At 63.0% G+C, this 17,793-nt stretch carries 17 protein-coding genes and 1 tRNA gene; 16 read left to right on the top strand and 2 right to left on the bottom strand.

What is annotated here, in order from left to right; translation table 11 throughout:
• The 7 genes from VMS96_11005 to VMS96_10975 all read left to right on the top strand — a co-directional run.
• On the top strand, window positions 1–859 hold an 859-nt coding region (locus VMS96_11005), incomplete at its 5' end, for an alpha/beta hydrolase (protein HVP43952.1).
• Complete coding sequence (locus VMS96_11000) at window positions 856–1,848, top strand: alpha/beta hydrolase (protein HVP43951.1); 993 nt, start codon at window positions 856–858, stop codon at window positions 1,846–1,848. The genes VMS96_11005 and VMS96_11000, both read left to right, overlap by 4 nt.
• 36 nt (window positions 1,849–1,884) lie before the next feature.
• Window positions 1,885–2,505 (top strand): DNA starvation/stationary phase protection protein, encoded by a 621-nt coding sequence (locus tag VMS96_10995; GenBank protein HVP43950.1) that lies wholly within the window; start codon window positions 1,885–1,887, stop codon window positions 2,503–2,505.
• Between the two features lie 179 nt (window positions 2,506–2,684).
• Complete coding sequence (locus tag VMS96_10990; GenBank protein ID HVP43949.1) at window positions 2,685–3,008, top strand: hypothetical protein; 324 nt, start codon at window positions 2,685–2,687, stop codon at window positions 3,006–3,008.
• Between the two features lie 21 nt (window positions 3,009–3,029).
• Window positions 3,030–3,443 carry a hypothetical protein gene (locus VMS96_10985; GenBank protein ID HVP43948.1) on the top strand — a complete coding sequence of 138 codons (414 nt, stop codon included), beginning with the start codon at window positions 3,030–3,032 and terminating at the stop codon, window positions 3,441–3,443.
• Between the two features lie 194 nt (window positions 3,444–3,637).
• Complete coding sequence (locus tag VMS96_10980) at window positions 3,638–4,102, top strand: DUF302 domain-containing protein (protein HVP43947.1); 465 nt, start codon at window positions 3,638–3,640, stop codon at window positions 4,100–4,102.
• Between the two features lie 112 nt (window positions 4,103–4,214).
• Window positions 4,215–5,864, top strand: a complete 1,650-nt coding sequence (locus tag VMS96_10975; protein HVP43946.1) for a trypsin-like peptidase domain-containing protein — start codon at window positions 4,215–4,217, stop codon at window positions 5,862–5,864.
• A gap of 401 nt (window positions 5,865–6,265) precedes the next feature.
• Here VMS96_10975 and VMS96_10970 read toward each other — a convergent pair.
• Window positions 6,266–6,342: transfer RNA gene (locus VMS96_10970), tRNA-Pro, on the bottom strand.
• 102 nt (window positions 6,343–6,444) lie between these two features.
• On the opposite strand from VMS96_10970, the gene VMS96_10965 reads away from it, so the two are divergent.
• The 3 genes from VMS96_10965 to VMS96_10955 all read left to right on the top strand — a co-directional run bounded on the left by VMS96_10965 (window position 6,445) and on the right by VMS96_10955 (window position 8,042).
• A complete protein-coding gene (locus VMS96_10965) occupies window positions 6,445–6,990 on the top strand; it encodes a 2'-5' RNA ligase family protein (protein HVP43945.1) in 546 nt (181 codons plus the stop codon).
• A 138-nt stretch (window positions 6,991–7,128) separates the two neighbouring features.
• Window positions 7,129–7,338 carry a hypothetical protein gene (locus VMS96_10960; protein HVP43944.1) on the top strand — a complete coding sequence of 70 codons (210 nt, stop codon included), beginning with the start codon at window positions 7,129–7,131 and terminating at the stop codon, window positions 7,336–7,338.
• A gap of 32 nt (window positions 7,339–7,370) precedes the next feature.
• Window positions 7,371–8,042 (top strand): septal ring lytic transglycosylase RlpA family protein, encoded by a 672-nt coding sequence (locus VMS96_10955; protein ID HVP43943.1) that lies wholly within the window; start codon window positions 7,371–7,373, stop codon window positions 8,040–8,042.
• 561 nt (window positions 8,043–8,603) lie between these two features.
• Here the strand turns inward: VMS96_10955 and argS are convergent.
• Window positions 8,604–10,601 carry an arginine--tRNA ligase gene (gene argS, locus VMS96_10950; GenBank protein HVP43942.1) on the bottom strand — a complete coding sequence of 666 codons (1,998 nt, stop codon included), beginning with the start codon at window positions 10,599–10,601 and terminating at the stop codon, window positions 8,604–8,606.
• Between the two features lie 195 nt (window positions 10,602–10,796).
• On the opposite strand from argS, the gene larC reads away from it, so the two are divergent.
• From larC to VMS96_10920, 6 genes are all read left to right on the top strand, one after another.
• Window positions 10,797–12,173, top strand: a complete 1,377-nt coding sequence (gene larC, locus VMS96_10945; GenBank protein HVP43941.1) for a nickel pincer cofactor biosynthesis protein LarC — start codon at window positions 10,797–10,799, stop codon at window positions 12,171–12,173.
• Window positions 12,166–14,208, top strand: coding sequence for a methionine--tRNA ligase (metG, locus tag VMS96_10940; GenBank protein ID HVP43940.1), 2,043 nt, complete (start codon window positions 12,166–12,168; stop codon window positions 14,206–14,208). Before larC ends, metG begins: the two co-directional genes overlap by 8 nt.
• Before the next feature lie 100 nt (window positions 14,209–14,308).
• Window positions 14,309–15,103: a TatD family hydrolase gene (locus tag VMS96_10935; protein ID HVP43939.1), complete on the top strand. Its 795-nt coding sequence runs from the start codon at window positions 14,309–14,311 to the stop codon at window positions 15,101–15,103.
• Window positions 15,103–15,843: a sulfite exporter TauE/SafE family protein gene (locus tag VMS96_10930; GenBank protein HVP43938.1), complete on the top strand. Its 741-nt coding sequence runs from the start codon at window positions 15,103–15,105 to the stop codon at window positions 15,841–15,843. The genes VMS96_10935 and VMS96_10930 overlap by 1 nt, the downstream gene beginning before the upstream one ends.
• A 284-nt stretch (window positions 15,844–16,127) precedes the next feature.
• Window positions 16,128–16,625, top strand: coding sequence for a YajQ family cyclic di-GMP-binding protein (locus VMS96_10925; GenBank protein ID HVP43937.1), 498 nt, complete (start codon window positions 16,128–16,130; stop codon window positions 16,623–16,625).
• Window positions 16,626–16,642: 17 nt separating this feature from the next.
• A complete protein-coding gene (locus VMS96_10920) occupies window positions 16,643–17,638 on the top strand; it encodes a polyprenyl synthetase family protein (GenBank protein HVP43936.1) in 996 nt (331 codons plus the stop codon).
• Window positions 17,639–17,793: the final 155 nt, after the last annotated feature.

Below are 17,793 nucleotides of genomic sequence, written 5' to 3'. Positions count from 1 at the left end.
CCTGAAAAGGAGAGTCAAAATGCCGTTCGTCACAACGAAGGACAATGCGCAGATCTATTACAAGGATTGGGGAAACGGTCAGCCGATCGTGTTCAGTCATGGCTGGCCGCTCAGCGCCGACGACTGGGATGCCCAAATGTTGTATTTCGGCCAGCATGGATACCGAGTCATCGCACATGACAGACGGGGGCATGGCCGATCCACCCAGACATGGGACGGCAACGAAATGGACACCTATGCCGACGATCTTGCGGCTCTCACCGAAAAGCTCGACCTGAGGAACGTGATCCACGTAGGCCACTCGACCGGCGGCGGAGAAGTTGCCCGTTACATCGGCCGCCATGGCTCAGAACGTGTCGCCATGGCGGTGCTGATCAGCGCAGTCCCTCCGCTCATGTTAAGGACCGAGAAGAATCCTGGCGGTCTACCCATCTCGGTGTTCGACGATCTCCGCGTCCAATATGTGGCCGATCGGGCCCAGTTCTACAAGAACATCACGCTCCCCTTCTACGGCTACAACCGTCCTGGCGCCAAGATCTCCGAAGGCGTCCGTGAGCACTGGTGGTTGCAGGGGATGATGGGAGGCGTAAAGGCGCATTACGACTGCATCAAGGCGTTCTCAGAGACAGATTTTACTGAGGACCTGAGAAATATCGATGTGCCTACGCTCATCCTTCATGGCGACGATGACCAGATCGTGCCCATCGGCGCCTCGGCCCTGATGTCCGCCAAGCTGGTGAAGAATGCCACGCTCAAGGTGTACCCGGGATTCCCGCACGGAATGCCCACCACGAACGCGGAGCAGATCAATGCCGACCTGCTCGGGTTCATCAAACGGGCTGAACGGGCGGCCGCTTGATCATCGACCTCCGCGCCCCGCTTGGTCTCGGCAAGGGGCTAGGCGGGCGCGGGTCGACAAACACCCGTCGTCGGAGGGAAATCATGAGGAGCCGAAGTTGCAGCCTGCTCGCGCGCGCGCTCATCTTGTTGATCACTTTGTTCTCGACCGCCGGTGCTGCGACCACTATCGATTCCCGCACCGCCGTCGTCAATGGCCTGAAGTTGCATTACGTCACTGCTGGCCACGGGCCGGTGGTCATCCTTCTGCACGGGTACACTCAGACTTCGCGCATGTGGAGACCGATCATGCCGCGACTGGCGGAAAAGTTCACGGTAATTGCACCCGACCTCCCGGGTATCGGCGATTCGGATATCCCGGCAAGTGGCCTCGACATGAAAAGCGCAGCAATGACGATCCATGGCCTCGTCAAGTCGCTCGGCGTAACCAAGGCTCGCGTGGTCGGCCACGATATTGGCCTGATGGTCGCTTATGCTTATGCCGCCCAGTTCCCATCCGAGACAGAGAAGCTGGCGGTCCTCGATGCCTTTCTTCCCGGTATCGGGGATTGGGAAACCTACTACAACGATCCGAATATGTGGCATTTCCGCTTCAACGGCCCAACTCCCGAGGCACTGGTGAAAGGACGGGAACGTATCTACTTCGACCACTTCTGGAACGATTTCGCGGCAGATAAGAACCATTCGCTTTCGGAGAGCGACCGCCAGGCCTACACCGCTGCGTACTCGCGTCCGGGCCGAATGCGCGCCGGATGGGCGTACTTCGTTTCCTTCCAGCAGGCAGCGAAAGACTTCGCCGAGTTCGCCAAGACTCAGCTGCCCATGCAGGTCTTATCTATCTGCGGTGAAAAAGCCAGCGCTGATTTTCTCGGGCGGCAAATGAAGCTTGTCGCTCCGGATGCGACCGTTATCGTGCTGAAGAACACCGGCCACTGGGTCCTAGAGGAAGATCCCAATGAGACGATCGAGGCTTTGATGAAGTTCCTATGAAGCTCCCACAATCTGCCGAAGAATGAGGAGACTCGAATGTCTAAGAAACAAAGCGACGCCAAACCTGCGGCCACCATCAGCGCCCAACCCCACCTCCACCAACGCGCAGGCGAGATCCAGCGGTATGGAACGGTCAATCATGCCCTGCCACTCGGCCTGGAGGAGCCGGTCCGCTTGGAGATGACAGAACAGCTCAACCAGCTCTTGGCCGACACCATGACCTTACGTGACCTCTACAAGAAAAGTCACTGGCAGGTCGCCGGTCCGACCTTCTATCAGCTGCATCTGCTCTTCGATAAACACTATGACGAGCAAGTGGAACTCGTGGACGGCATCGCGGAACGCATCCAGCTACTGGGTGGCGTGAGCCTGGCGATGGCGGCCGATGTGGCAGAAACCACCCAGATCACACGTCCACCTCGTGGACGGGAAGAGGTTCCCGTCCAACTGTCTCGCTTGCTGGAAGCCCATCGAATCATCATCAGCGAGTGCAGGAAGTTAGCCAGCACCGCTTCTGAGCTCGGTGACGATGGTACGAACGATCTGGTGATCAGCGACGTGCTTCGCACTAACGAGCTTCAGGTCTGGTTCCTGAGCGAACACCTCGTCAACATGCCGCTTGTCGAAGCGAAGCCCGCAGCCGCCGGCGCAGCCTAGCGAAATGGATTGCCCCATTGGATCGTTGCTTCTGCACGACGACGTAAAACGGCCTAGAGACCGCAAAGAACGGAGAGAAACCCAGTCAGCACTTCGGAGACAAGACCATGAACTACAAGAACTCTTTCTCCCGGATACATGATCGCCGACGATTCCTCCAAGCCGGGGCATTGACTGGTGTGGCCCTTGCGCTTGCCCCGGAGATCTCTGCGCTGGATTCGCCCGACGTCCCCAGCACCGCCAACGGTGGCACCGATCCCTACCCTATCCCCTGGCTCGACAAGAACGGCAGCCACAACCAGCCTGCGGGACCGAACCTGGAGCCCTCGCACATCTTCCATTTCAAGGGCCGCGTCGCGCGCTGCAGCACCTTCACCGGCATGGGTACCGACAGCGCCGGCAACCGTATCGCATTCGGCAGCCCGACCACTGACTATGGCGTGATGCGGGGCGAGTACTGGGCGGCCCGGGCCGCCCAGCAGGGGACCTTCACCCATATATGACTCACGCTCTTCAAGGGACCGGTGGTTCCTGCCAATCAGATCCACGACTGCCATCCTCCGATTGCGCCGTCGGGACTCTACTGGGTCGTGCCGGTGCCGGACGGAGGCTTGACCGTCACCCCCGATGCCAGCATCTTCACTCTGGACATGAAGGATGTGGAGGTGGTCGACCAGCCGCGCTGGCCCGCCATCGACTCCGTCGCCATTCCGGCTCGCATGAGCTTCAAGATGATCTGGAAGTCGACCGGGGAGCCCGTCACCTACGACGATTCCTCCCGGCAATTCCGCTTCACCGGTTTTCGCGCGTCGTGCCAGATGGAAGCACAGATCGAGGTGCCCTCCACCGGCTTTTCGTGGAAGTCCGACCCGCTTACGACGTCACGCGCCGATGTCGCAATCATCGGTGAGGAAGTGAACGGGCGCTACTACAAATAGGCCGCGAGGGATCTTTGGGCAGTTCGAGACAAGGCGTGTGGGACCCGATGGACCGCGCTCATCGGCGTAGGCGTGATCGTCAATCTCTCTTCCGCGTGGCATCACACCCGCTTGATGCGCGACTTAACTCGCTGGCAGCCTCCGCCTTCTCGTCCCTTGGCCCTCGCCACCGGGATTGCCTTGATCGGCTCGCGATGGTGATCTACCTGGTTTCGGCCGGGGGCGGCAAAGCCTCAACTTCTGGAAGACATGAGGAGACATCCATGCCAACGGCCCCAGACAACGGGATCGTCAATAAGTCGACTGCTCATTCGGTGGACTATATCGTAGAGAAGCTGAAGAGCACTCTCCAAGCTAGAGGCATCACTCTATTCGCCCTGGTCGATCACAGCGGCGAGGCGGAGAAGGTAGGAATAAAGATGCGTCCCACCAAGCTATTGATATTCGGCAATCCAAAGGCCGGAACTCCGTTGATGCTCGCGGCTCCGAGCATCGCCATAGATCTACCTCTGAAGGTCCTGGTTTGGGAAGACGCAGGAGGTCAGGTCTGGGTCTCCTATAACAGCGCCCAGTATCTGCAGACGCGGCATGGTGTGCCGCAGGAACTATTATCGAACATAGCAGTGGTGGAGACGCTTGCTGCCAGAGCCGTCGAGTAAGTAACAATCTAACGATCCACATCTCTAAATCAGCGACCGCTAATCCTGAACCTCAATCCCGATCTCAACCATCAAAGACACGGCACTTCGGCATTCCTAGGGTGTAGAAGAGATGGTGTTCCTGCCTGACAAAGTTTCAATCGTAGAACCCGAGAGCGGGCAGCGCGATCGCTTGGCCGAGGTGTTGAGCGGTGCCGGATATCAGGTCTCCCCGCACTCTGCCGCCACGCTGACGACTATCGTTACGACCATGCCGGACTTGATTGTGATGGGCATGAACCCGCAACACTTGGACTGCTGCAACCTCTTGGCAGACGTGAAGGGTTCCGAACAGGCCAGACACATCCCAGTGATCATGCTGGCAGAAGGAGGGCCAGCGGAACGAGTCCGCGGATTGGAACTGGGCGCCGATGACGTGCTTTCTGTCCCGTTCGACGACCGTGAACTGCTGGCACGGGTGCGCGCGCAATTGCGCGAGAAGCTGCCGGAACACGAATTGCGAAAGGAAGTGCGCAGCAGCAAGCGCATGCGGGGGCAGGCGCGCCGAGTGCTGCATGCGCTCAACCAGGGCAGGCGAGCGCTGCGTCTGGGACTCGGAGCACTCGCCGCATTCATCCTGCTAGCGACAGCGACTGCCGGGTTCCTGTACTGGCGCACGCAGAAGCAGAATGCCCGCCTGTATGCGACGCTGGCAAGACTCCAAGCTGGCGTGGTTGGCGAGCGTGACCTGATCGAACTTGCGCGCAGGACAAGAGCGGAAGCGGAAATGAAGGCCAGCGCGTCTGCCGAGGCGCAGAAACAGAGCCTCAAGCAAAAGGCCGACGAATTGCACGGCAAGATCGCCTCTGCCGATCCTTCTCAGGTAGCAGATCTGGAGAAGCAACTCAGTGATTCGAACAAGCGGCTGAAGAGACTCGAGAACGAGACCACTGTCGCGCAGAGCATCATTCGTTCATACGCGTCGAGCGTGTGCCTGCTGCATGTTTCGGTCGGCTTCCGAGACAAGCTCTCGAACCTGCCTCTTCGCTACACGTCCCTGCTTCCGCCCAGTTCCCTGCCGAGTCCCGGCGACGACGTTGGCCTGCAGATCGGAGGCGTGGGCGCCGAGGTCCGCATGGACGCGTTCGGCACCGGGTTCCTTGTTTCCTCCGACGGTCGCATCATCACCAACCACCACGTCGTCCAGCCCTGGTGGAAAGACGATGAGGTAGGCGAACTGCTGAAGCAGGCGCCAAATCTTGAGGCCTACGTCGCCGATATGACTGCGTATTTTCCAGGTGTAACGCGGGGCATTCCCGTGAAGGTACAGAAGATCTCATCTGATGCGGATGTCGCCGTGGTGGGAGGAAACGTCGCCGGGCTGAACTTGAAACTGCTCGCGATGGACGACGATCCGAAAAGCGCAATCAGCGGACAGCCGGTCGTGCTGCTTGGATATCCATTGGCTATCGACGCGATCCTTGCTCGAACCAGCGAGGATACTGTGCGCTCGATCGCAGCGAAGACGAACGGCGATCCATCGGGTGTGATGGCGGAGCTTGCGCGCCAAAAGCTCATCCGGCCGACCAGCACGCAGGGGCACATTGGTGACGTCCTGGCCGACAAGATCATTTACGACGCGCAGACTACCTCCGGGGGATCAGGCGGGCCGTTGTTCAACTCGAACGGCAAGGTGATCGCCATTAATGTCGCCATGCTCCGCGATTTTGGTGGCTCGAATTTCGCTATCCCAGTCCACTACGCCAAACGATTGCTGCAATGACTGGGGTCTGAAGGTACCCACGTCGTGGTCATCCAGTGATTCGCCGCACATCCGAGCTCGTATACCGCGCCCACAGTTTTCAGGGCTTCGGTTCGTCGCTCGCGTCGAATCCATGGCGCGGCACTAGGGGATCGTTGGGCCTGCGGCCTAACAACCGCTGCCAGCAATTGGTCCCGGATGACGGGCTATTCGGAAGCTATGCCTTACGAGAGCGGATGCGCGTGCTTGTCACGTTTTGTCCTGCGAGGCCATTCGCCTAAAAAACCCGTTATCGGGTGTAATCACCGAGTCCCGCTGATTCTTGTTGTCGAGGGAGAACCCTTGAGGATTTAACCGCCTACAATTCCGCCTACAGCGCAAATTTTGTCAGTTTGCAAAAGGCCGTAAGCGGTTGAAAAACTTGGTCGGGGCGGGCAGATTCGAACTGCCGACCCCCTGCGCCCAAGGCAGGTGCGCTACCAGGCTGCGCTACGCCCCGACGCCTCAATTGTAGCCCACTCTCGCCGGTTACCCCGGGTACCACCCGGGACACCGCCGTAACCTCCTCTGGGCCGGGGGCGCGGATATAATGCGCTTGGCTATGCTCCTGCAGCACGCCGTCGTGGCCTACGTGCGCAACGATCTGGGCCGCTTTGTCGAGGACCTGCGCCGCCAGGTCCATCCCGAGCACGTGCATCTGGGCTCTCACCTCAGCATCCTGCCGCCCCGCCGCCTGGAGGGCAGCGAGGACGACGCCAGCCGTCTGCTCCGCAAGCTCTGCCGCAGCTTCAATCCCTTCGAGGTCTCCCTCGGCGAGGTGGCCAACTTCCTGCCCACCACCGCCACCGTCTTCCTGCGCATCTCTTACGGCGCCTACCGCATGCGGGAACTCCACGACCTGCTGCATCAGGGCGCTCTGGGCGGACCCGAGCAGTGGCCCTACATCCCTCACCTGACCCTCGCCAAGGTGGACGACCCCGCGCGCGCCCAGGAGATCTACGATATCGCCCGGCGCCACTGGGACTCTTACCGTGGCTCCCGCCAGGTCCTGGTCGACGAGCTCACCTTCGTGCGCAACACCGACCAGAACGGCTGGCGCGACATCGCGCCCGTCCCGCTGGGCAAGATCACCAAGATCCGCCGGTAAGAGTCGGCCGGTCTGCTGCCGGACCCGCCGCGAGTCCGGGCTGTTGACGCCGGGGGTGCCGCCGGGTTGCCCCAAATAGGGCCGCTGCCGGATAATCGTGTCCTCTGGCGATCCGCATCAAACGGAAGGTGCAGCAGCTTGTCTCCGAACCGCAAGTCGCGCAAGGGCGCCCACTTCGAGGACGTCGGCCGCAAGATCGACCGCGAGTTGAAGCAGATCGTCGACTACCTCAACGACGAAGTGGTGCCCAAGGTGCGGACCGAGTCGTCGTCCGCGCTGCGCAAGGCCGCGCAGCAGTTGCACAAGCTCGCCGACTTCATGGACGAGCACCGGCAGCGGCCTTCCTGAGGACCCCTCTTTCCCTGTTGCTGGCGGCAGCGTTGCTGCTGCTGACCGGCTGCGGCGAGAAGAAGCGGGCACGCGTCGTCGTTCCTCCGCCGCCCGAGGTCTCCCCCCAGCCGCAACCCCAGCCCGAAGAGACCGAGGCTCCGCCCAACACCCCGCCCATCCTGGTCGAAACCGGCCTGGCCAGCTGGTACGGGCCGCCCTATCACAACCGCCGCGGCGCCAACGGCGAGGTCTATGACATGAACGCCATGACCGCCGCCCACCGCACCCTGCCTCTCAATTCCCTGGTGCGGGTCACCAACCTCGCCACCAAGCAGTCGGCGCTGGTGCGCATCACCGACCGCGGGCCCTTCGTCGAGGGCCGGGTCATCGACCTCTCGCTCGCCGCTGCCAAAGAGACTGGCGTCTGGCGCGCGGGCACCGCCCGGGTCCGCCTGGAAGTGTTGGAAGCGCCCTCGCCCCTGGAAAAAGGCGGGCGCTGGTGCGTGCAGATCGGCGCCTTCAGCGAAGAAGAGGAAGCCCAGAAGCTCAAGGACAGGCTGGCCCGCCGCTATCGGACCGCCAGGGTGCTCGCCTTCGGCAGCCCGGTCGGGGACTACTGGGTGCGCGTCCGCGTCCTGGGCGATGACCGCCGCCGCGCCGAAGAGGTCCTCAAAGAGAACACCACCCTCGAAGGCACCATGTTCCTGGTCCGCCTGGACTGACGACGGTCGCCCGGCAAGGGCTGTGTGATCAGCCGTTGGCCGACCGGCCACCTTGGCATCGCCCGGACGGACGATTCTTAGGACCTGCCAACATTTCATCTGCCTTTTCGAGCAACCCTTCCCTGGCCCGGGCTACTCCCTCTACTCGTCCACTCGTCAGTTCCGCACAACTCCATCAGGGACCGATATGCAACTTCCGATCCGATGCCCGAAATGCAGCTATTCAGGGGCCGACCGCGCAAGGCGGCGTTGGCTCGACCGGATTGTTCTTACCCCGTTGTTGCGGCTGTATCCGTTTTGGTGTCTGAATTGCCGGCGCCGCTTCTACGTAAGGATGGCCGGACATAAAGCCGTCTTCGAGCGCCTGGCACGCACTACCTACCGAGAACGGTTCGGATAACGACTTGGGGCAGCAGTCCCCAGACAAGCCGGTCTTGCTTGTCTGGGACTGCAACACCGCGTCCTGATGCCTGATGGCTGAAGTCCTTCGCTTCGCTCAGAGCCTGTCCTGAGCTGGGCGAAGGAATGACCGCGGCGGGCTCGGACGCCCGCCAAGCGCGATCACATCACCGGCGGCACCGTGATCCCCATCACCTCCAGGGCGCGCATCAGCTCGCGCCGCACCACGCCGGCGGTGGCCAGCAGGAATTTCTTCTTCGCCTCGTCCTCTTCCCCGAGGATGTGGTGCCGGTGATAGAAGTTGTTGAACAGCTGCGCCAGTTGGAAGGCGTATTTGGCCAGGTAGGCCGGTTCGGTGGTGGCGATGCACTGCTCGATCACGTAGGGCAGCTTCGACGACGCCAGCCACAGCTCCCATAATTCATCGCCGGAATCGCCCGTGAAGTATCTTTCGAAGAGAGACGCAGCCAGCTGCGTCTCTGCCAGGAATTTTTCCGGATCCAATCCCGCCTTGCGGAAGATGTTGCTGGCGCGCACCACGGCGTACTGCGCGTAGGGACCGGTCTCGCCCTCGAAGGCCAACGCATCCTTGAAGTCGAACGCGATGACTGAATTCTTGGTAAACCGCAGCATGAAGTAGCGCAGGGCGCCGATGGCGATCTGCATGGCGACGGCCAGCCGCTCGTCGTCGCTGAGCTCGGGATGCCGCGGGTCCACCTCTTTCTTGGCGGCGGCGATGAGCGCGTCGATCAGGTCGTCGGCCTTGACCCCGAACCCCTTGCGCCCCGACACCTCGATGTACGCCCTGCCCCGGTCCTCTTCGTCGATGTCGTAGCCCAGCTCCAGGGCGCAGCGCGGCGTGAGCGCCACCATCTCGTAGGAGAAATGGGTGTAATGGTCGGCCTGCGCGGAATAGCCCAGGGCGCGGATGGCCTCCACTACGTTGGTCTGGGGATCGGTCTGGCGGGTGTCGATGACGTTGTAGATGGCCTGCACTCCGCCGAAGTGCGGGTGGTCGGGCTCGTTCTGCAGATGGTCGGTGGAGATCCAGCACTCGTGTCCGTCGGGGTAGATGTAGAAACGCCGGTAGCCGAAATCCTGTCCCAGCAGCCCGAATTTCCACAGGTGATAGGCGATGTCCTTCCCCACGTAGGTCACGGTCCCATTCGACCGCACGATCACCTTTTGATCTTCCTCTGCGCTCTTTGCGTCCTCTGTGGTTTGCTTTTTCTCCACGCCGCCCCGAACCATCACCCAGCAGCCCTTGTTCTTCCCTTCCTCGACGTACTTGAGGACGCCCTTGTCCTTGAGCTGCTGGAAGGCGACCTCCCAGAACTTCAGGTGCAGGATCTCGCTCTCCTGCGGCAGGAAGTCATAGACGATGCCCAGCCGCAACATGGTGTCAAGGTGCTTGGCCACGATGGTCTCGGAGATCATGCGCGCGATCTCCGCCAGCTCGTTGCCGCCCTGCTCGATCTTGTGCAGCGCGTCCAGGCGCGCCTCCACGTTCTTCCCGCCCTCGGCGTACCACTGCGAGACCCGCGCGTACAGGTCCCAGCAGGTGTAGTCGAAGCGCGGGTCGGTATCGATCAGCTTCTCGATGTCGGCCTGCGCCTTCTTCTCCAGCTGGACGAAGCCGACCACCACGTCGGCCACCTGCACGCCGGTGTTGTCGATGTAGTTCTGCACGTCCACCGGGTAGCCGTTGGCCTGCAGCAGTCGCACGAAGGTGTCACCCAGGATGGCGTTGCGCAGGTGCCCGATGTGCGCCGCTTTGTTGGGGTTAATGGAGGTGTGCTCCATCAGGATCTTCTGCTGGGCGTGATGCTCGGCCTCGATGGGGCTCAATTCCGCGGCGTCGGCGGCCAGCCCGGCGGCCATCGCCGCGCGCTGCACCCGGGCGTTGATGTACCCCGCGCCCGCCACCTCCAGGCGCTCGAAGCCGGGGATGGGGCCGATGCCGGCCACGATCTCTTCGGCGATCTTGCGCGGCGCTTTGCGCAGCTTCTTGGCCAGCTCGAAGGCCAGCGGCAGCGCGAACTCGCCGAAGCTCACGTTGGGCGGCTGCTCGACCGCGATGGTGGTCAGGTCGAGCTCGTACTGGCGGTGCAGGTACGCACGCACCGCTTCCTCCAGCCGCTTTTGGAACTGGCGATACAAGCAGGCTCCCGGGAGCTCATGTGGCACGGGCGTGCCGCCCGTGCGGCCCGGCCGGCTCGGCCGGGCCCCATCTTGTGAGCAAGCCTGCGATTATAGCAAGCGCTCTTTTCGCGACCGGTTTGACGCCTGCGGAACGCCTCTCTATCATCGGAAGTTTGTAGTCACTCGGCGCTGACGGCCGACGACTGACGACCCATGCGAATCGCCTACATCGACGCGTTCTCCGGCATCAGCGGCGATATGTTCCTGGGCGCGCTGGTGGACGCCGGCGTTCCGCCGCGCCTGCTGGAGGAGACCGTCACCGCGCTTGACGTCGGCGCGCGCTTGGAGGTCCGCCGCGTGGACCGCAGCGGCATCTCTGCCACCAAGGTGGACGTCTGGGCCGGCGGCGAGAAGGACCTCCCACGGGAGGAGTACTGGAAGCAGAAAGAGGACTTGGACAAAGCAGCCCACGCGCCCTCGCACGGGCACACTCACGATCACGGGCACTCGCATCACCAGCACTCGCACGACGAGTCGCGGGCGGGGGCGCCCGCGCCGCACAAGCATGACCATGGCCATCCTCTCCGCGGGTTGAAAGAGATCCGCGAGATCATCGCCAAAGCGAAGATCTCCGACAGCGCGAAAACCCGTGCTGTGGCGATCTTCGAAGCCCTGGCCGACGCCGAGGCCAAGGTTCACAACTCCACCCGCGATGCCATCCATTTCCACGAGGTCGGGGCCGTGGACGCGATCGTGGACGTCGTCTGCGCCGCGGTCGGCAGTGGAGCCTTGGGCGTGGACGAGTGGGTGTGCTCGCCGCTGAACCTGGGCAGCGGCACGGTGAAATGTCAGCACGGGGAATTCCCCATTCCCGCCCCCGCCGTCGTCGAGTTGCTGAAAGACGCGCCGGTGTTCTCCTCCGGCATCCAGGCGGAGCTGGTCACTCCTACCGGCGCCGCCATCGTCAAGGTGCTGGCGAAGCGCTTCGAGCCCATCCCCGGCATGAAGATCGAGAAGATCGGCTATGGCGCCGGCTCCCGCGACTTCCAGGGACATGCCAATGTCGTGCGCATCCTGGTTGGGGAATCCGGGCCGACCAAACACGCGGCCGAGGGCAGCCGCGCCACGTCTGACATCGAAGCGCCGCGAGAGACGATCTCTGTGCTCGAAGCCAACCTCGACGACCTCAACCCGCAGGTCTTCGGCTACGTGATGGACCGCCTGCTGGCCGAGGGCGCGCTCGATGTCTTCGGCACGCCGGTGCAGATGAAGAAGAACCGTCCCGGCATGCTGCTGACCGTCCTGTGCAAGCCGGAACACGCCGCCCCGCTCACCAGGCTTATCTTCACCGAGACCACGACCCTGGGCGTGCGCATGCGCGAGGAGCGCCGCGCCGCCCTCGTCCGCCGCTCCGTCTCGGTGCAAACCAAATGGGGCGAGGTCCGGCTGAAAGTCGCGAATCTGAACGGCGCCGTCGCCAACTATGCCCCGGAGTATGAGGACTGCCGCCGCATCGCCGAAGCCCACCACGTCCCCCTGAAGCAGGTCATGCAGGAAGCCACGCGCCTTTATCTTGAACAAAATGGCTGACAAGCCCGACCAACCCGCCAAGTTCTACATCACGACCCCGATCTATTACGTGAATGCGAGGCCGCACATCGGGCATGCGTACACCACCATCGCGTGCGACGCGATCGCGAGACGGAAGAGGATGCTGGGCATCGACACCTTCTTCCTGACGGGGACGGACGAGCACGGGCAGAAGATCGGGCGGTCGGCGGAGGCGGCAGGCAAGTCGCCGCAACAGTTCACCGACGAGGTGGCGGCCGAGTTCCGCGCTCTGTGGGACGGGATGGGGATGTCGTACGACAAGTTCATCCGCACGACCAGCGCGGAGCACAAGCGCGGGGTGCAGGAGATCTTCCGGGCGCTGAAGCAGAACGGCACCATCTACAAGGGCAAGTACACCGGGCAGTACTGCGTGTTCGACGAGCTGTACGTGGATGCGGTGGGGCCGGGTGCGCCGTGCCCGGAGTGCGGGCGCCCGACGGAGACGGTCAGCGAGGAAAACTATTACTTCAAGCTGTCGGCCTTCGAGGACAAGCTGCTGAAGCTGTACCAGGAGCAGCCGGGGTTCATCCGGCCGGAGACACGGCGGAACGAGGTGGCGTCGTTCGTGCGCAGCGGGCTGCGCGACCTGTCGATCTCACGCAGCAGCTTCAAGTGGGGCATCCCGGTGCCCGACGACCCCGAGCACGTCATCTACGTCTGGCTGGACGCGCTCTCGAATTACATCACGGCGATCGGTTACGGCTCGCCGGACAAAAAGGACCAGGAACGGTTCAAGAAATACTGGCCGGCGGACGTGCACATGATCGGCAAGGAGATCGTGCGCTTCCACTGCGTGTACTGGCCGGCGTTCCTGATGGCGGCGGGGCTGCCGCTGCCGCGCTCGGTGGTGGTGCACGGCTGGATCCTGTTCGAAGAGAGCAAGATGTCGAAGTCGCGCGGCAACATCGTGCGGGCGGAGACCATCGGCGACACGCTCGGCTACGACGCGCTCCGCTACTTCCTGCTGCGCGAGATCGTCTTCGGGCAGGACGGGTCGTTCTCCTTCGACGCCTTGGTGCAGCGCTTCAACGCCGACCTGGCGAACGATCTCGGCAACCTGTCGAGCCGCACGCTGTCCATGATCGGCCGCTACTTCAAGGGCGAGGTGCCCTATCCGTCGGGGACGGTGGCACGGACCGCCGCCGACGACGCGATCGCCAAGCAGGCGAAGGAGACCATCAAGACGTTCGGCGAGCAGTTCGACGACTACCAGTTCTCGCGGGCGCTGGAGACGGCATGGGCGCTGGTGGGAGCGGTCAACAAGTACATCGTCGAGAACGAGCCGTGGGCCATCGGCGAGAAGCAGGACGAGGAGAGCCGGGCGCGGCTGGCCACCATCCTGTACACCTGCGCGGAGGCACTGCGCATCGTGACCGCGCTGGTCCATCCGGTGCTGCCGGAGTCGACCGCCAGGATCTGGGCGCAGCTCGGGCTGGGCGAAATCAAGAAACTGAAATTGGCGGGATTGAAGTGGGGACAGCTTCCGGTAGGCACGAAGCTGGGCAAGGTGGAGGGCGTGTTCCCGCGCGCCGACAAATCCGCGATCGAGAGGATGCAGCAGATGGAAGAGCAGCGCACACAGGCGCCGCAGAAAAGCGAGCCGGCAGGAAGCGGGACGCAGGCAGGTCAGCCCGCGACCCAGGCGGTGACCGGACCGGCGGCGGCGGCGACTAGCGCGGCGGAGCAGCCCAAGATCACAATCGACGATTTCAGCAAGATCGAGCTGCGGGTAGCGCAGGTGAAGCACGCGGAGAAGGTCAAGGGCGCGGACAAGCTGCTGCGGCTCGAGGTGGACCTGGGAAACGAAGTGCGGCAGATCGTGGCCGGGATCGCGCTGGCGTACGAGCCGGAGAAGCTGATCGGACGGAAGATCGTGATCGTGGCCAATCTTCAGCCACGGAAGTTGCGCGGGCTGGAGTCGAATGGGATGCTGCTGGCGGCGAGCGTGGGGGATGGGCAGCCGGTGCTGGCGGGATTCCTGGAGGATGTGCCGGTCGGGGCGAGACTGAAGTAGGTCGGGTAATTGAGAAATCGGGTAATTGGGTCATTGCACCTGCGTTTCGGGGCGGAATCATTCTCTCAATCACTCAATTACCGAATTACTCAATCACCCAATGTTCGTAGATTCCCACTGCCATCTCGACGGGCCGAAGTTCGCGCACGACCGGGGAGAGGTGTTGTTCCGGGCGCAGGAAGCGGGGTTGGAGGCCCTGGTCGCAATCGGGAATGGCAACGGACCCGAGGAGATGGAGTGCGGGAGCCGGCTGGCCGAAGGGCACGACTGGATCTGGGCGACGGCGGGTGTGCATCCGCACGAGGCGCGGCTGGCGAATGAAGCCGCTTATCAGAAGCTGGACGAGCTGGCACGCCATCCCAAAGTCATCGCGGTGGGGGAGATCGGGCTCGACTACCACTACGATCACTCGCCGCGCGAGGTGCAGCGCGCGGTGTTCGTGCGCCAGATGGAGGTAGCGCGGGCGCGCGGAAAGCCCATCGTCATCCACAACCGCCCCAGCGACCACAGCGAGAATGCGTGGGTGGACCTGCTGCACCTGCTGGGCGAGCATTGGGCAGCTAGCGGGCTGGGCGGGGTGCTGCACTGTTTCACCGGCGAGCTGAAGCATGCGCGGACGGCGTTGGAGATGGGCTTCATGATCTCGTTCGCCGGAAATGTGACTTACCCGAAGGCGCAGAACATCCGGGACACCGCAAAGGAGGTCCCGCTCGACCGCATGCTGATCGAGACCGATGCACCGTACCTGGCGCCGATCCCCTACCGGGGCAAGCGCAATGAGCCAGCGTACGTGGTGGAGACGGCGCGGGAGATCGCGGAGTTGCGGGGGATCACGCGGGATACGGTGGGGCGGGCGACGACGGAGAATTTCTACCGGTTCTTCAAGCTGAAGTAATGGCGCTCATTCCGACATTCCACATACTCGTGCTGATAGCGGCGGCAGTGGCGGGCGGGATCGCCTCGATTGCGGGGTTCGGGATCGGGAGCATCCTGACGCCCCTGCTGGCGACCGCCCTGGGAACCAAGCTGGCGGTGGCGGTGGTGTCGGTCCCGCACCTGATCGCGACCGCCCTGCGGTTCGTCCTCATCCGGCAGCACATGGACCGGCGGGTGTTCCTGACATTCGGGATCACCAGCGGCCTCGGCGGGCTGGCGGGAGCGTTGCTGCACGCCTGGCTGAAGAGTGTGGTCCTCAGCTACATCCTGGGCGCTCTGCTGGTGTTCGCGGGCATCATGGGCGTGAGCGGGCTGGCATCGCGCATGCGCTTCGGGCGGACAACGGGCTGGGTGGCGGGCGCTCTATCCGGGATCTTCGGCGGGCTGGTGGGAAACCAGGGCGGCATCCGCTCGGCAGCGCTGTTCGGATTCGATGTGAAGAAGGAATCGTTCGTGGCAACGGCGACCGCCATCGCGCTGCTGGTGGACGGATTCCGCATGCCGGTGTACGCCGCCACTCAGTTCCACGAGATCGGAGCACAGTGGAAGCTGATGCTCCTGGGCAGCGCCGGCGTGGTGCTGGGAACGATCGCTGGGCAGCCGTTGCTGCGCCGCATCCCGGAGCGTACCTTTCGCGCGGTCGTCGGGGCGATCATCCTGGCGCTGGGGGTGTGGATGCTGGCCCGTCCGTCGGCCTAGCTATTTCTGCCCGGTCTTGCGCAGGGCCCGGTTGCGCTTGCGCTGGGCGATCTTCTTGCGGCGCTGGCGTCCGTAGCGGGATTTGTCGCCGTTGCGAGCGGACATGTGGTCCTCCTTCGAGCATGAAGACTATACAGCATTTGGCCCGAAGTGCCTTTGAGCGACCTGGGCGCTGCCAGGGCCGGTGGGGTCCTTCGCGGGCTGAAGCCCGCTCAGGATGACAGAGGTAAGCGATGTCGCCGGTTGCGGGGGTTCGGCGGCAACCTATAGCATAGGCGGACGTCATGCCTGAGAACTCTTTCGACATCGTCAGCAAGGTGGACTTGCAGGAAGTCTCGAACGCCATCCAGCAGGCTTCGAAAGAGATCCACACCCGCTTCGACCTGAAGGACGCTAAGTGCAACATCGCGCTGGAGGGCAAAGACACGATCCACCTGGCGGCGGTGGATGAGTACAAGGTCAAAGCCGTCAACGACGTGCTGCAGACCAAGCTGGTCAAGCGCGGCGTACCGCTGAAGGCGCTGACATACAGCGCGGTCGAGCCGGCGGCGGGGGCCACGGTGAAGCAGAGAATCACCATGCAGCAGGGCATCCCCATCGAGAAGGCGCGGGAGATCGTGAAGGTGGTCAAGAACTCGAAGAAGAAAGTGCAGGCGTCGATCCAGGGAGACCTGGTGCGGGTGAGCGGGCGGGACCGCGACACGCTGCAGGAGATCATCGCGCTGCTCCGGCAGCAGGACTTCGGGATCGATATGCAGTTCGTCAACTACAGGAGTCAGTAGTCAGGAGTCAGGAGTCGGTGGCCACACCCAGCACAACCTCGGCGGTGGCGAAAGAAGTGTTCGACCTGCTGCGGGACGACCTGGCAGCGATGGAGCGCGAGTTCGGGCGGGACACGGTCTCGAGCGTCGCCGCCATCACCGACATCGGGGAGCACCTGCGCGGCGGCGGCGGCAAGAGGATCCGCCCGGCGCTGCTGCTGCTGTCCTCGAAGCTCTTCCAGTGCAACGATCGCAGCGTGATCCGGCTGGGAGCGGTGGTCGAGATCATCCACACGGCCACGCTGGTGCACGACGACATCATCGACGAGGCGCAGACCCGGCGCGGGCGCCCGTCGGCCAATACCCAGTGGGGCAATTCCAAGTGCGTGCTGGCCGGCGACTGGCTCTACATGCAGGCGTTCAAGATCGCGGTGCAGGAGCGCAACTTCCGGGTGCTCGACGCCCTGATCGACCTGACCCAGCAGATGGTCGAGGGCGAGCTGTTGCAGATGGAGAAGCTGGGGAAGTCCATCAGCCAGGAAGAGCACTTCGATTTGATCTTCCGCAAGACCGCGTGCCTGTTCTCCACCTGCATGCGGTTGGGCGCGATCCTGGGCAAAGCCCCGGAAGAGCAGGAAGAGAAGCTGGCGAAGTACGGGCGCGACGTGGGCATGGCGTTCCAGATCGTGGACGACGTGCTCGACCTGACGGCATCGGAAGAGGTACTGGGCAAGCCGGTGGCCAGCGACCTGCGCGAGGGCAAGGCGACGCTGGCCGTGATCCACGCGCTGGAGCGCTGCACTCCGGCGGAGCGCAAGCAGATCGAGACCGTGCTGCGCGAGCGCGCCTTCAACGGCGTGGGGCACCAGGACATCCTCAAGATCCTCAACCGCTACGGGTCGCTGGATTTCGCCCTGGCGCGGGCCTCGGAGTACGCGGCGGAGGCCCGGGAGCTGATCCGCGAGTTCCCCGACTCAGAGATCAAGCGGGCGCTGCTGTGGGTGCCGGATTTCGTGGTTTCTAGAGAAAAGTAGATCTCACCACAGAAACACAGAGCGCACAGAGAAGAACGAACATAAGTGTGCGCGGGTGCGGGCACGGCTGACACGGCCGAGCCACGTCATTTTCGATCCACGATCAGGGTGCCGCCGCGGGCGAAGTCCTCCTTGGGGACCTCGACGATGGCGAC

It is taken from the genome of Terriglobales bacterium (assembly GCA_035543055.1).
In the GTDB taxonomy this organism is placed as follows: domain Bacteria; phylum Acidobacteriota; class Terriglobia; order Terriglobales; family Acidobacteriaceae; genus JAIQFD01.
Note: the sequence above shows the minus strand (reverse complement) of the source record. Positions and strands in the feature narration are given on the sequence as shown.

Excerpts from the sequence above, each read along its gene's own strand:
- larC (HVP43941.1), top strand. The coding sequence starts at position 10,797 with ATGCGAATCGCCTACATCGACGCGTTCTCCGGCATCAGCGGCGATATG.
- VMS96_10980 (HVP43947.1), top strand. The coding sequence starts at position 3,638 with ATGGTGATCTACCTGGTTTCGGCCGGGGGCGGCAAAGCCTCAACTTCT.
- VMS96_10995 (HVP43950.1), top strand. The coding sequence starts at position 1,885 with ATGTCTAAGAAACAAAGCGACGCCAAACCTGCGGCCACCATCAGCGCC.
- VMS96_10965 (HVP43945.1), top strand. The coding sequence starts at position 6,445 with ATGCTCCTGCAGCACGCCGTCGTGGCCTACGTGCGCAACGATCTGGGC.
- VMS96_10935 (HVP43939.1), top strand. The coding sequence starts at position 14,309 with ATGTTCGTAGATTCCCACTGCCATCTCGACGGGCCGAAGTTCGCGCAC.
- VMS96_10925 (HVP43937.1), top strand. The coding sequence starts at position 16,128 with ATGCCTGAGAACTCTTTCGACATCGTCAGCAAGGTGGACTTGCAGGAA.
- VMS96_10975 (HVP43946.1), top strand. The coding sequence starts at position 4,215 with ATGGTGTTCCTGCCTGACAAAGTTTCAATCGTAGAACCCGAGAGCGGG.
- metG (HVP43940.1), top strand. The coding sequence starts at position 12,166 with ATGGCTGACAAGCCCGACCAACCCGCCAAGTTCTACATCACGACCCCG.
- VMS96_10930 (HVP43938.1), top strand. The coding sequence starts at position 15,103 with ATGGCGCTCATTCCGACATTCCACATACTCGTGCTGATAGCGGCGGCA.